This is a genomic window from Streptomyces sp. Z26, assembly GCF_003665095.1.
Taxonomy (GTDB): domain Bacteria; phylum Actinomycetota; class Actinomycetes; order Streptomycetales; family Streptomycetaceae; genus Streptomyces; species Streptomyces phytohabitans.
Genome location: NZ_RCHV01000002.1, coordinates 1,319,722 through 1,333,029 on the forward strand (window position 1 = coordinate 1,319,722; position 13,308 = coordinate 1,333,029).

The 13,308-nt window shown below is 73.3% G+C and carries 11 protein-coding genes and 1 pseudogene; 7 read left to right on the top strand and 5 right to left on the bottom strand.

The annotated features are described in order from the left end of the window. The first annotated feature begins 185 nt into the window (after positions 1-185). On the top strand, positions 186-1,172 hold the full coding sequence (locus D7M15_RS05790) for a threonine/serine dehydratase (RefSeq protein WP_121516509.1): 987 nt from the start codon (positions 186-188) through the stop codon (positions 1,170-1,172). 85 nt (positions 1,173-1,257) lie between these two features. Here D7M15_RS05790 and D7M15_RS05795 read toward each other — a convergent pair whose 3' ends face one another. Then, on the bottom strand, positions 1,258-1,944 hold the full coding sequence (locus tag D7M15_RS05795; protein ID WP_121516510.1) for an XRE family transcriptional regulator: 687 nt from the start codon (positions 1,942-1,944) through the stop codon (positions 1,258-1,260). A gap of 194 nt (positions 1,945-2,138) precedes the next feature. On the opposite strand from D7M15_RS05795, the gene D7M15_RS05800 reads away from it, so the two are divergent. Continuing rightward, positions 2,139-3,455, top strand: a complete 1,317-nt coding sequence (locus D7M15_RS05800) for an aspartate aminotransferase family protein (protein ID WP_121516511.1) — start codon at positions 2,139-2,141, stop codon at positions 3,453-3,455. A gap of 107 nt (positions 3,456-3,562) precedes the next feature. On the opposite strand, the gene D7M15_RS05805 is transcribed toward D7M15_RS05800, so the two are convergent. Then, positions 3,563-4,801, bottom strand: coding sequence for a lipase family protein (locus D7M15_RS05805; RefSeq protein WP_240649144.1), 1,239 nt, complete (start codon positions 4,799-4,801; stop codon positions 3,563-3,565). Between the two features lie 295 nt (positions 4,802-5,096). Continuing rightward, a pseudogene (locus tag D7M15_RS05810) lies at positions 5,097-5,642 on the bottom strand (tetratricopeptide repeat protein); the annotation flags it as partial. A 341-nt stretch (positions 5,643-5,983) separates the two neighbouring features. Here D7M15_RS05810 and D7M15_RS05815 point away from each other — a divergent pair. The 4 genes from D7M15_RS05815 to D7M15_RS05830 all read left to right on the top strand — a co-directional run bounded on the left by D7M15_RS05815 (position 5,984) and on the right by D7M15_RS05830 (position 10,279). Beyond that, the gene (locus D7M15_RS05815; RefSeq protein ID WP_121516512.1) at positions 5,984-6,556 is read left to right on the top strand and encodes an LAETG motif-containing sortase-dependent surface protein; all 573 of its coding nucleotides are present in this window, start codon (positions 5,984-5,986) and stop codon (positions 6,554-6,556) included. Positions 6,557-6,952: 396 nt separating this feature from the next. Then, entirely contained in the window at positions 6,953-8,521 is a 1,569-nt protein-coding gene (locus D7M15_RS05820) for an exo-alpha-sialidase (protein ID WP_165906205.1), read from the top strand. Positions 8,522-8,774: 253 nt separating this feature from the next. Then, entirely contained in the window at positions 8,775-9,764 is a 990-nt protein-coding gene (locus D7M15_RS05825; protein WP_121516514.1) for a sigma-70 family RNA polymerase sigma factor, read from the top strand. A 146-nt stretch (positions 9,765-9,910) separates the two neighbouring features. After that, entirely contained in the window at positions 9,911-10,279 is a 369-nt protein-coding gene (locus D7M15_RS05830) for an ArsC/Spx/MgsR family protein (RefSeq protein ID WP_121516515.1), read from the top strand. A gap of 64 nt (positions 10,280-10,343) precedes the next feature. On the opposite strand, the gene D7M15_RS05835 is transcribed toward D7M15_RS05830, so the two are convergent. Together D7M15_RS05835 and D7M15_RS05840 are read right to left on the bottom strand one after the other, a co-directional pair. Continuing rightward, complete coding sequence (locus D7M15_RS05835) at positions 10,344-11,219, bottom strand: Gfo/Idh/MocA family oxidoreductase (RefSeq protein WP_121520277.1); 876 nt, start codon at positions 11,217-11,219, stop codon at positions 10,344-10,346. A 62-nt stretch (positions 11,220-11,281) separates the two neighbouring features. Next, the gene (locus D7M15_RS05840) at positions 11,282-11,659 is read right to left on the bottom strand and encodes an isomerase (protein ID WP_121516516.1); all 378 of its coding nucleotides are present in this window, start codon (positions 11,657-11,659) and stop codon (positions 11,282-11,284) included. A gap of 252 nt (positions 11,660-11,911) precedes the next feature. Here D7M15_RS05840 and D7M15_RS05845 point away from each other — a divergent pair, with 252 nt between their 5' ends. Further along, complete coding sequence (locus D7M15_RS05845; RefSeq protein WP_121520279.1) at positions 11,912-13,219, top strand: sensor histidine kinase; 1,308 nt, start codon at positions 11,912-11,914, stop codon at positions 13,217-13,219. The last annotated feature ends 89 nt before the right edge of the window (positions 13,220-13,308 follow it).

The window sequence follows — 13,308 nt, forward strand, 5'->3', positions numbered from 1 at the left end:
CGGCGGAGCGCCTGGTCCACGGGCACCGGCTTCAGCCCGTGCTGCCGCGCAACGTACGCAATTCTCGTCACAATGACGACAAGCGTCCGTCCCACCCTCACCCACCACCTCCGGTCGGCAGGGCGTCGACATCCATGTGTTCGGATGGGGGCGTTGGTCGTGGGGAACGTGGTGGGAGGCGTGGAGTGATCGGGATTCGGGAGATCGAGGACGCGGCCGAGCGGATCGCGGGGCATGTGGTGCGTACGCCGACGGTGCCCGCGCCGGGTTTGTCCGGGCTGCTCGGGGTGCCGGTGGTGGCGAAGCTGGAACTGCTCCAGCGCACCGGCTCGTTCAAGGCCCGGGGCGCGACGGCGAAGCTGCTGTCGCTGGACGGGGACGCCCGCGCGGCCGGGGTGGTCGCGGTCAGCGGCGGCAACCACGCGATCTCCGTCGCCGTCATGGCCGAGGCGCTGGGGGTGGCGGCGACCGTGGTGATGCCGAAGGCCGCGCCCGCGTACGCGGTGGAGACGGCCGAGGCCGCCGGGGCGGTGGTGCGGCTGACGGACACGATGGACGGCGCGTTCGACCTGATGGCGCGGTTGCAGGCGGAGGGGGCGACGCTGGTGCACCCCTTCGACGACCCCGTGGTGCTCGCCGGGCAGGGCACCGCCGGGCTGGAGTTCGCCGAGGACGTGGCCGCGACGGACGGCGTGCCGACGGACGGTGTGCCGACGGACGTGCTGGTGAGCGTCGGGGGCGGGGCGCTGATCTCGGGTGTCGCGGCGGCGTTCCGGGCGCGGCTGCCGGGCGTACGGATCTGGGGTGTGGAGACCGAGGGCGCGGAGGCCATGTCGCGGGCGCTGGCGGCGGGCGGGCCGAGGCCGGTGGAACTGTCGTCGATCGTGACGACGTTGAGCGCGCCGACCGTCTCGGAACTGACGTACGCGCACGTGTCCGCGCTGGTCGAGGACGTGCTCGTGGTGCCGGACCGCGAGGCGGTGCAGGGCACGCTGGACCTCGCGCGGCACGGGAAGGTGTGGGCCGAACCCGCGGCGGGGTGCCTGCTTCCGGCGGCCCGGCGCGTACGCGAACGGGTCGGCGGTGACGTCCGGTTGGGCCTCGTGCTGTGCGGCGGCAACGCGGCACCGGGCGACGTGTTCGCCTGGTCGGAGCGGTTCGGGCTGCGCTGAGCCACCGTACGGACGCGCGCGTCGCTCCGTACGCCGCACGCACGTACGACCGTCCCGGGCCGACGCGGACGCCGGGGGCGGACGGTCAGAAGCTGGGCGGGGTGACCGTCCAGACGCTCACCGACGGGACGGTGCCCGGGTTCGCGTAGCGGTGCGGGCGGGTCGCGTCGAAGCTGACGGCGTCGCCCTCGCGGAGGGCGTAGTGGACGCCGTCGACCCAGTAGTCCAGCTCGCCGCTGAGGATCAGGCCGACCTCCTCGCCCGCGTGCGTGTGCGGGTGGCCGCCGGAGGTGGCACCGGGGGCGACCTCCATGATCATGGATTCGAGGCGGCCGAGGGGGTTCGGGTTGAGGAGTTCGTAGCGCACGTCGTCGTTGCCGGTACGGGCGATGACCACGCGCTGGTCGGGCCGGGTGACGGCCGGGCGCTCGCCCTCGACCGTACGGAACAGCTGACTCAGGGTGACCCCGAGCGCGTCCAGGATGGTGCGGAGGGTGCTGATGGTGGGGCTGTTCTTGTTGTGCTCGACGTTGCTGAGGTAGCTGCGGGACAGACCGGTGGCCCTGGCCAGCGCCTCCAGCGTGAGCCCGCGCTGTACGCGGGCCTCGCGGATGTGGCGCCCGAGGTCGTCCTCCCCGGGGGCCCCGGAAGATCCGGCGGCCACGGGCGCGGCCGGGCCATCGGCGACCGCCGGGCCCGGCGCCACCGCCGTGGCCACGTCCCGGTCCGCCGCCGTACGTTCGACGCTCCCTGTCCCCTCGACGCTCCGCACCGCGCTGCCCTCGTCCCCTTGCCCTCGTCCCCTCGTCCCGTGCGCGCCAAGTTACCGGGCGGCTCCACGGGCGTCCAACACGGACGTCCACTAAAGAAGACAGGCCGTCGCACTTACTGGTTGACGTGAGCGTCCACCATCCTCGACAGTGTGTCCGGGATAGTGGCCATCCGAACGCACGGGACTGGAGTGACATGGCGCACGACGAGCGCGAGAAGTACCTGATCCGATACGCCGGCGACTTCGCGCCGTTCGTCGTGCAGAGCGCCGAGGGGTCGTGGGTGACGACCACCGAGGGACAGCGCATCCTCGACTTCACCTCCGGCCAGATCAGCTCGACGCTGGGCCACAACCACCCGCGCATCGCCGCCGCCGTCGAACGCTCCCTGCGCGAGGTCATCCACCTCAACTCCTGGATGGTCAACGAGGACGTCCTCGAACTGGCCCGCCGCCTCGCCGAGTTGCTGCCGGAGCCGCTGCTGCGCTCCATCCTCCTGAACACCGGCTCGGAGACGAACGAGGTCGCGTTCCGGCTGGCGAAGAAGTACACGGGCAAGTTCGAGATGGTGGGCCTCACCCGCAGCTTCCACGGGCTGGTCGCGGGCACCAACTCGCTGACGTACTCCATGGGCCACAAGGGCAACGGCCCGCTGATGCCGGGGAGTTTCGCGATCCCGGCGCCGTACGAGTACCGCTGCCCGATCCGGCACTGCCGCGACGCCTGCGACAAGCTCTGCCTGGACGTCGGCTTCGAGACCGTCGACCAGTCGTCCGTCGGGTCGCTGGCCGCCATGGTCGTGGAGCCGGTGCTGTCGACCGGCGGCATCATCCCGCTGCCCGACGGCTACCTGGAGGCGGCCAAGCAGAAGTGCGACGAGCGCGACATGCTGCTCATCGTCGACGAGGCGCAGACGGGCTTCGGGCGTACCGGCTCGATGTTCGCCTTCGAGCACGACGACGTGGTGCCCGACATCCTGACCGTCTCCAAGACGCTCGGCGGCGGCGTACCGCTCGGCGCTACCGTCACCAGCGCCGAGATCGAGGAACGGTGTGTGGAACGCGGCTTCCTGCACCTGACCACGCACGTCTCCGACCCGATGCCCGCCGCGGCCGGGCTGGCGGTGCTGGACGTCATCGACGAGGAGGAGCTGGTGGCGCGCGCCGCCGCCAGTGGCGACTACCTCTTCGCGCGGCTGCGTGAACTCCAGGAGCGGCACGAGGAGATCGGTGACGTACGCGGGCGCGGGCTGCTCGTCGGCGTGGAGCTGGTGACCGACCGCGAGAGCCGGGAACCCGCGAGCGCGCTCGGCGCCGCCGTGACCAACGAGTGCCTGCGGCTGGGCCTGTCGATGAACATCGTCAAGGGCGACGGCTCGCAGACCAACTGCCTGCGTCTGGCACCCCCGTTGAGCGTCACGCACGGTGAGATCGACACGGCGGTGGACATCCTGGACCAGGCGCTGACCAGCTGCAAGGCGGCCGGTCGGGCCGCGGCGCACGCCCGGGACTGACGGGCGGGCGGCCCGCCCCACGAACGGGGGCGGACGTACGGGCGGGGTCCCGTACGTCCGCCCCTCCGGCTCACGCCGCTGCGGTCACGCCGCTGCGGGCGGGGACGTCAGCCGAGGGACCCGCAGTCCGAGGACGGCGCCTTGTCCGCGAAGCGGCTCTCCAGCCACAGGAACACCCGCGGGAACGACTCGATCGCCCCGCCCACGTGCGTCGGCGTCGCGAGCGTCGCGAACTCGACGTTCTCCGCGCCCCGTTCGCACCAGCTCGCGGCCATGTCGCGGCCGACCTCGTACGGGATCACGTCGTCCAGACGGCTGTGGGTGACCAACACGGGCGCCTTCGGGGCGCGTTCACCGATGCGCTGCTCGTCGACGATCGTCTTGAACGGCTCCTCGCCCAGGTAGTCGGCGAGCGGACGGCCGTCCTCGGTGAAGTCCTGGCTCTTGAGGAACGGGAACTTCAACACCGCCTGGACCGTGCACTCCTTGCCGACGTCCGCGAGGAACTTCTCGCCCTTGTCGTTCAGGTACGGCGCCAGGTCGAGGTCGTAGCCCGCGGCGAGACCGGCGAGGGAGTAGCCGAGGAAGGCGGAGTACAGCGAGTTGTCCAGCTTCCCCGCCGTCTTGGCCAGGTCGGCGGGTACGGCACCGGCCGAGACGCCTTTCAGGTCCAGCTCGGGGGCGTACTCCGGGGCGAGTTCGGCGGCCGAGGCGGCGGCGCCGCCACCCTGCGAGTAGCCGGTGATCGCGACGGGCCCGTCGTCCGGGAGGTCGGCCTCGGGGAGGCGCTGGGCGGCGCGTACGACGTCGATGAGGGCGTTCCCGGACACCTCCCGGTTGACGTACGTGTGGGTGCCGGGCGTGCCCAGACCCTCGTAGTCGGTCATCGCGACGGCGTAGCCGCGGGCGAGCAGGCCCTTGACGAACAGGCCCTCGTACTCGGTGCCGTGGGCGAGCTGGCGGGACGGCGCGCACTTGTCGTCGATGCCCTGGGTGCCGGGCGCGTAACCGATGACGGGGCGCTCGCCGCCGCCGGGCCAGGCCGACTTGGGGGTGATGACCGTGCCGGTGACGGCGACGGGCTCGCCGCGGCCGTCGGTCGACCGGTACATGACGCGGTTGACGTGGGCGTCGACCTTGATGGCCTTCAGGGGGTCGAGGTAGTACTCCGACGCCTCGGAGCGTACGACGTCGCCGTTGGCCGCGGGCAGGCTGGCGGGCGGCTCGTAGAACGGGGGCCGGGGGTCCTCCGCCTGCGCCGAGGGCATGGCGACGACGCCGAGCGACACAGCGGTGGCGAGGGCGAGCAGTGCGGTGACCGCTTTCCGGGGCGGACGGGGCTTCACGGGCGACTCCTCGCCGGACGATGGGAGGGGGGTGGTGGTGCGGGGTGGTGCCGAGGTGGAACACCTGGTGGCTTACCGGGCGGTAAGTACGGTGTGAGGATGCTCACTGCCGGGTGGCGCCGTCAATACCCGGGAGTAAGTTCGTTTTCCGGTGCACGGCCGCCCCGGTGGGCGACCCGGGCCACTCGACTCACGGGCCGGGAGCCGGACGTACGGCGGGTCGCGGCTCGGCAGGCTCCGGGTCGGCAGGCCGCGGCTGCCCCGGCTCCGCGTCGGCAGGCCGCGGCTCGGTCGACTCCGGTTCGACGAGCAGGCGCGCGTAGGCGGCCATCGAGCGCTGGTAGCGCGGAAGATGGCGGGCCAGCGCCCCCAACACCAGTGACACCGCCTCCCGTTCGCGCCCCGTGTCGGTGAGCGCCAGCGCGAGGACGGCACGTACGGCGTCGTCGAGGGCGCGGGCGGGCTCGTCCAACTCGTCGTACGGCACGGCCAGTTCGGCCCGGAGCAGCCGTACGCTCTCCGTCGCCCCGCCCACGTTCCGCAGCGAGCTGGACAGTTGGATGACCGCGCGGCGCCTGCGCAGGCCGGTGAGGCCGGTGGCCAGCGCGCTCCGGTAGAGCGGGACGGCACGGTCGGAGTGGCCGGTGGAGTCGTACGCGCAGGCGCGCTCGAAGTCCGCGAGGGCGCTGCCGGGCGGCAGTTCGGCGGCGAGCGCGTCGACCGCCGCGCGGAATCCCGCCTCTCCACGCGCCTCGACCGTGCGGTCCAGCGCCGCCCAGACGGCCGCGACCCGCCGCTCCCAGTCCGTCGCGGCGACACCGCCGTACGGGTCGGCGGACACCCCGCCGACACCCGCCGTCGAGGCGGTCCCGGATTGTGCCCCGGTCTTCGTTTCCTCACACATCTCGTCACCCATCCGCACAAGGTTCACACACCGCCGCACCTCGCCGACGACGGTCGAACCGGGCCTGACAGCATCTCTGTCACATCCCTCAACTGCGGTTATGTACCGAGTTGTTGGAGTAGTGGGGGTGGGTGCGCACCCCCTTTCGCGCAGGAGTACGGTTCTGCCTCGTACCACACCCATTCCCGCAACGATTCCTCGACCCGGAGGCCACATTGAACGCACCGCACCGCAGACGCCGCCGCACTCTCACCCTGGCCGCGACCGGGGTGGTCGCCATGGTGGGCGCGGGCGTGTTCGCCTCGCCCGCCTCCGCGCACACTCCCGACTGGTCGGTGGACTGCTCCACGGTGACGGTCGACCTCAAGAGCTACAGCTCCGACCCGACCAACACCGTCACCCTCCAGGCCGACGGCAAGGACCTGCTCAGCGAGAAGTTCGGCGGCGGTTTCCACAAGAAGCTGGACCTGGCGAAGCACGACAAGCCGCTCGAGGTCCGACTGATCGTCAAGGCCAACGACGGCGACCAGCACAACGTGGACGACACCAAGACGTCCCCCGTCTGCGACGAGCCGGAGCCGGAGCCCACTCCGACGCCGACCGAGACGCCCTCGGAGACGCCGTCCGAGACGCCCTCGCCCAGCGAGAGCAGCACGCCCCCGGCGGACACCCCCAGCAGCAGCGCGCCCGCCGAGGAGCCCGCGCCGAGCACGTCGGAGCCCTCCTCCGACCTCGCCGAGACGGGTTCGTCCAACTCGACTCCGATCATCGCGGGTATCGCCGCGGCCGTGGTGGCCGCCGGTGGCGGTCTGCTGATGCTGGCGCGCAAGCGCCGTTCCGCGCAGCAGTGACGCACGCGGGAGCGGCCGCCGAGCGGACGCGGTAGGGCCGCGCCGGGCAGGCGCGGCCGACGGGCGGTCACCGGACCGTCGTGGCACGCAACGGGGATCGGGCCGGGGTCCGGCGCCGCAGTACGGGCGCCGGGCCCCGGCTTTCGTCTGCGCGCCTCGTCCGCGCGCCTCGTCCCCGCGTCTCGCCGACGCGCTTGGTCCGCGCGCGGGACACGCGCCGCCGGGGGCGCGGACACGCTTGCTTCGGCCGAGGGCCGTCCCTAATGTGCGGTAGCCGTACGACTCGTGGCGGTATCGCCCGGATCGTCGGCAGCTCCCCGTCTCCCCTCCCTCCCCTCCCTCCCCTCCCCCGCCGCCCCGCGCGGCCGGTCGGCAGCCCGTAGGAGTGTGTGGCCCGTGCGTCCCGTCCCGAGCAGCGAGAGCAGAGCGAGCAGCGAACGCGACAGGAGATCCGCGCCCGGCGCGCGCGGGACGCGGATCTGGCTGGCGTGCGCTGCTGCCGCCGCCACCGTGGGCGCCGCGCTGCCCGCGTCGCTCCCCTCCGCCGCCCCCGTACGCGCCGAAGGGCTCTCCGCGCGCGTGGGCGCCGACTGCGCGGACGGACGGCTGGAACTGATCCTCGGGAACGCCACCGGCAGCGAGCAGACGTTCACCGTGAACGGCCCGGAGGCGGGCGTCACTTCGACCCGTACGGTCCCCGCGCGCGGCACTGCGACGGTGCGCTGGCCGCGCGACCGGGGCGACGCGTACGCCCTGCACGTCAGCACCCCGAGCGGCTATCTGAGGACCGCCGCGGGCACCTTCGGCTGCGGGCTGCGGACCGGTGAACCCGGGCTGGCGACCAGCACCGTGTTCACCACCGGCACCCGTTTCACGGGGATGGTCGACGCGCGCGGCGGTACGTACACGGGGTCGGCCGCCTCCGTCCGCATCCCCGCGCTGGCGGTCACGGACAGCGGCACGGTCCTCGCCGTGGCGGACGCCCGCGTGACGGGCCCCGGCGACCTCGGCGTCGGGGACAACGACATCCAGCTCGGCCTGCGGCGCAGCACCGACCGCGGCGCGACGTGGACGGACCCGGAGATCGTGGTGCACGGGCCGACCAGCGCGACGGGCACGGGTGACGCGAGCCTGCTGGTGGACCGGCAGGAGGACCGGGTGTTCCTCTTCTACAACAGGGCGCGGAAGGGCGCCGGTTACCACCGGCCGCCGGACGGTTCCGGCTCCAACTCCACGGACGACCCGCGGAGCATCCACGTCGAGTACGTCACCAGCGACGACGACGGCGCCACGTGGAGCGCGCCGCGCGACCTCAACCCGTACGTCAAGGACCCGGCCTGGAAGGGCGTCCTCTCCGCGTCCGGGCACGGCGTCCAGACGAGCACCGGACGGCTCCTCCAGCCGATCGTCTACCGCGACGGGGACGGCGGCCACGCCCTCAACCTTTACAGCGACGACCACGGCCGCACCTGGCGTACGGGGGCCGTGGCGGGCGACGGCTTCAACGAGAGCAAGCCCGTCGAGCGGTCCGACGGCGGCGTCGCCCAGAACATGCGCTCGGACCTGGAGCCGAGGCGCTTCCACGCGGTGTCCCCGGACGGCGTGCGCCCCTTCGGCCCGGCGACCGCCTCGGACCTGGTCGACCCGCGCGTCAACGCCGACGAGATCGCGTACCTGCGGCCCGGCTCCGGCGGCACGGACCCGCGGACGGGCGCGCCGCGCCGTACGTCCACCGCGCTGTTCGCCAACCCGGCGAGCGCCACCGCCCGCCGGGACCTGACCGTACGGCTGAGCGGGGACGACGGCGCGAGCTGGCCGTACGACGCGCTGCTACGGACGGGCACCGCGGGCTACTCGGCGCTGGCCGTCCTGGACGACGGCTCGGTCGGCGCGCTGTACGAGATCGGCGCCACGGGCGGGCTGCGCTTCGCCCGCTTCACCCTGGACTGGCTGCGCGCGCGGTGACCGGCCGACGACCGGACGGTGACCGGCGGTCGGGCGGTTTGGGAAAACTGTCTGCGTTGTCATTGTCCTGGCCATTCGAGTGGAGGAGTCTGGTTCCCGGGTCGGCCGCGCGTACGGCGTGCCGACGGGCTCCGGTACGGGCCCCGTACGGGCTCCGGCGCAGGTCAGCGGGGGCCCTGACGGCGGTACCGCGGCGTTGTCAGTGCCCGCTGCCAAGATGACCCGGAGTGCGCAGATCCCGGTGACGAGAGGCATGACCATGACGCAGAACCAGGTCGGCGAGGACTTCCCGCGGCTGGCCGACCCCTTCCGGCGCGAGCTGCTGGCGCACTGCTACCGCATGCTGGGATCGGTGCACGACGCCGAGGACCTGGTGCAGGAGACGTACCTGCGCGCCTGGCGGGCGTACGACAAGTTCGAGGGCCGCTCCTCGATGCGCACCTGGCTGCACCGGATCGCGACGAACACCTGTCTCGACGCCCTGGAGAGCCGCGGCAGGAGACCGTTGCCGACGGGGTTGGGGGCGCCGAGCGCCGACCCGTCGGACGATCTCGTCGAGCAGCACGAGGTGCCGTGGCTGGAGCCGGTGCCGGACGCGATGGTGGGCGCGGACGGCGCGGACCCGGCGGCGATCGTCACGTCGCGGGAGAGCATCCGCCTCGCGTTTGTCGCGGCCCTCCAGCACCTGCCGCCACGACAGCGCGCGGTGCTGCTCATGCGGGACGTGCTCCGCTGGAAGGCCGCCGAGGTCGCCGAGCTGCTCGACACGACGACCGCCTCGGTGAACAGCGCGCTCCAGCGCGCGCGGGCGCAGATCGAGAAGGTGGCACCGAGCGAGGAGGCGGCCACCGCGCCGCTCACCGAGGAACAGCGGGCGCTGCTCGACCGCTACGTGGCGGCGTTCGAGGTGAAGGACATGGACGCCATCGTGCAGCTGTTCACGGAGGAGGCCGTCTGGGAGATGCCGCCGTTCACCGGTTGGTACCGGGGGCCGCAGGACATCGGCACGCTCATAGCCACCCGCTGCCCGGCGGGTCCCGGCGAGCTGGCGCTGATCCGTACGACGATGAACGGGCAGCCCGCCTTCGGGATGTACATGAAGGACGAGGACGGCGTGTTCCGCCCGTTCAACCTGATGGTGCTCTCGCTGCGCGGGGCGCGGGTCTCGCACGTCGTGGCGTTCTTCGAGACGCGCCTGTTCAAGGAGTTCGGCCTCCCGGAGACGGCGCCCCCGCCCGCGTGACCGGCCGGGGCGGACCGGGCGCGTGTGCGCGGCGGGCGCGCGTGCGCGGCGGGCGCGCGTGCGCGGCGGGCGCGCGTGCGCGGCGAGCGTACGGGCGGCGGGCGTACGGGCGTCGGGCGCGGCTCCCCCGGAGCTACGGTGACCGCATGGAGATCTGGCTCAACCCCGCGTGCTCGAAGTGCCGTTCCGCGCAGCGGCTGCTGGACGAGGACGGCGCGGAGTACACCGTCCGCCGCTATCTCGACGACCCGCCCACCGAGGCCGAACTGCGCACGGTGCTGGACCGGCTCGGCCTGGAGCCGTGGGACATCGTCCGTACGCGGGAGCCCGACGCGGAGGCCCTCGGGCTCCGGGACTGGCCGCGCGACGCGGACGCGCGCGGCCGCTGGCTCGCGGCGCTGGCCGCGCACCCCGCGCTGATCCAGCGGCCGATCCTCACCGCGGACGACGGGACGGCGGTGGTGGCGCGCACCGAAGAGGCCGTACGGGACGCGCTGTCCCGCCGCCCGACGTAGCCGGTCCGGCGGAAGGGGGCGCGGGCACCGCAGCCCGCACCCCCTTCCGTCGTACGGCTACGGCTCAGGGCAGCGACGCCTCCGCCCGCGCCAGCACGTCCGTGACCCGGGCGGCGAACCGGGCGCCGTACGGGTGCGGTTCGCCCGTGCGCACCGCCGCGAGCAGCGCGTCCACCGCCCGCCCGAAGGCCGCCGGGGCGTCCGTCTCCCGCTCCGGCAGCGCCACCACCCCGGCCGTCCCGCGCAGCTCGGCGGAGACGCCCGCCGCCTCCGGCGGCATGGTGTGGCTGACGGTGACCGTGCTGGAGGCCCCGCCCGCGTGCCGCAGCACGAGGTGCGCGGTGTCGCCGGGCCCGGCCGCCGCCCGTACGTCCGTCACGTCACCGAGCACCGGCAGCAGTACGGACAGCGCGTGCGGCCCCACGTCCCACAGCGCGCCGCGTTCCCGGCGCCACGGCGAGTCGGCGTACGGCGACGACGCCCCGCCGAAGACCGGCGACAGCCAGTCGGCGCGGCCGACCAGCCAGCCGTCCCGCGCGGCCTGCTCCCGTACCCAGGACGCGGTGGGCTCGCTGAAGTGCAGCGTGAAGAAGACGACGGAGGCCACCCCGTTCCGTTCCGCCGCCTCCGCGACCCGCGCCGCCGCCTCCGGTTCGGTCGCGACGGGCTTGTCGAGCAGCAGGTGGCAGCCGGCTTCGGCGGCGCGTACGGCGAGCGGCGCCTGTACGTCCGGGGGCAGCGCGATCGCGACGGCGTCGCAGTCCGCGAACAGCGCCTCGGGCTCGTCGTACGTGCCGGTGTCGAAGCGCCCGGCGAGTTCGGCGGCGGCCTCGGGGCGGCGGCCCCACACCCCGGCCAGCTCCACGCCGGGGTGCGCGTGCAGGGCTGGCCCGTGCGCGCCCACGGCCCACGGCCCGGTGCCGAGGAGGCCGACCCGCAGGGGGCGGCCGGACGCGCCGCCGTCCGGCGCGGCGTCTCCCGTACCGCCGGTGATGTCTCCGGTCATGCCGTCGCCACCGCCCTCTCCTGGTGGCTGGAGTAGCAGCCCCGGTCGAGTTCGCTGACGTCGACGGAGGCGTGCAGCGTGTGGCCGGGGACGGGCCCGACGAAGCCGCGGAGCAGTTGGAGGACGGAGCGCGACAGCTCCCCCTTGACGTCGGGGGTACGCCCGGACAGCAGCGCGATCTCCACGTGCACCATGGCGATGCCGGTCTCGCCGTCGGCGATCACGCATTCGTCGGCCCGCCGGAAACGGGTCTTGCAGGCGTAGACGCTGCCGTCCACGGCCTGCGCCACCAGAGGGTGGAGCGCGCGGCCGAAGCCGCGGCGGTCGAAGGATTCACTGAGGACGTCGGAGTAGTCGACGGTGATGTGCGGCATGGGGGCAGCGTAGTGCGATCCTGTGGTGCCGCCCGGGAGTTCGGGGCGCGCTGCGCGTCCGCGCGGGGGTACGGCGGCGCGGGGCACGGTGGTGCCAGGTACACCCCGCGCCGGGTGCCGACCCCCCGTGTCATCGCTGGGCGGGCGCGGGAGACTGGCACCGGAGACTGGTGGTCCCCCTCGTGGGGCCACGCCCAGAATGGGTGCCCGAACGGTTCATCCGGGCAGGAAGAGGAGCGTCAAGTGAGCAGCATGGTGGGCACTTCGCGGTCGTGGCGACCGCCGGTGGGGGAGTCGCTGCTGGCGTCGGCCCGGGGAGTGGCGCTGGCCCTCCTGTCGATCGTGATCTCCCTCCTCCTCTTCCTCCTCGTCCTCGTCTCCCTGACGCTGATGATCGTCGGCCTGGGCATCCTCACGACGCCCCTGGTCCTGGGCATGGTGCGGGCGCACGCGAACCAGCGGCGGGTGCTCGCCGTCGAGTGGGCGGGCGTCCCGATCCCGTCGCCGTACCGCCCGGAGCCCGAGGAGCGGCGCGGCGGTTTCGTCGGCGTCGTCGAGCGCAACTCGTACCTGCTGAAGGACCCGGCCACCTGGCGGGACATCGTCTGGCTGCTGGTCGACGCGATCGTCGGCTTCACGACGGCGCTGCTGTCGTTCGCCATCCTGGCGTACGGCATCGAGGGAGTGTGCATGATGTTCGGCCTGTGGGAGTACATGGGCGACCGCTACTGGTACGGCTTCATCCACATCGACGGCTACGACAGCGCCGTGAAGGCCACCGTGCTCGGCGCGGTCCTGGTGATCTTCAGCCTGTACACCAACCGCCTGCCGTTCATGATGCACTTCATGATCGCCCGGGTCCTGATCGGCCCGAGCCGCGGCGCGCAGCTCGCGCAGCGCGTGGAGCAGCTGTACGAGACGCGGCACGACGCCGTCGACTCGTCCGCCGCCGAGCTGCGCCGCATCGAACGGGACCTGCACGACGGCGCGCAGGCGCGGCTCGTCGCCATGGGCATGAGCCTGGGCACGGTGGAGGCGCTGATGGAGCGCGACCCGGCCAAGGCGAAGGAGATCCTCATGCAGGCCCGGTCGTCCTCCGCGGAGGCGCTGACCGAGCTGCGCGACCTCGTACGGGGCATCCACCCGCCCGTACTGGCCGAGCGCGGTCTGGGCGACGCCACGAAGGCCCTGGCGCTGCGCATGCAGATCCCCGTCACGGTGGACGTGGAGCTGCCCGGCCGGTTCGACGAACCGGTGGAGGCCGCCGCGTACTTCGCGGTGAGCGAGGTCCTGACGAACGCGGCGAAGCACTCCGGCGCCGAGCAGGTCTGGCTGGACATCCACTACAGCGCGGCGGCGGGCGGCATGCTGCGCATGGCGGTCACGGACAACGGCCGCGGCGGCGCCGACCTGAACCGGGGCACGGGCATGAAGGGCATCCAGCGCAGGCTCGGCGCGCTCGACGGCGTACTGGCCGTGAGCAGCCCGGCCGGCGGCCCGACGCTGGTCACCATGGAGATCCCCTGCCGGTTGACGCAACGGGCACCGCAACGCGGCTGAGCCGTACGGGCCGCCGAACCGTACGCACCGCCGAACCGTACGCACCGGGGCCAACGCGCCCTCCGTACACGGCGGTTGCCGATCCCGCG

Bases quoted from the DNA above. Each gene is read 5' to 3' on its own strand.
- D7M15_RS05800 (WP_121516511.1), top strand. From the start codon at position 2,139: ATGGCGCACGACGAGCGCGAGAAGTACCTGATCCGATACGCCGGCGAC.
- D7M15_RS05815 (WP_121516512.1), top strand. From the start codon at position 5,984: ATGGTGGGCGCGGGCGTGTTCGCCTCGCCCGCCTCCGCGCACACTCCC.
- D7M15_RS05825 (WP_121516514.1), top strand. From the start codon at position 8,775: ATGACCATGACGCAGAACCAGGTCGGCGAGGACTTCCCGCGGCTGGCC.
- D7M15_RS05830 (WP_121516515.1), top strand. From the start codon at position 9,911: ATGGAGATCTGGCTCAACCCCGCGTGCTCGAAGTGCCGTTCCGCGCAG.
- D7M15_RS05840 (WP_121516516.1), bottom strand. From the start codon at position 11,659: ATGCCGCACATCACCGTCGACTACTCCGACGTCCTCAGTGAATCCTTC.
- D7M15_RS05845 (WP_121520279.1), top strand. From the start codon at position 11,912: ATGGTGGGCACTTCGCGGTCGTGGCGACCGCCGGTGGGGGAGTCGCTG.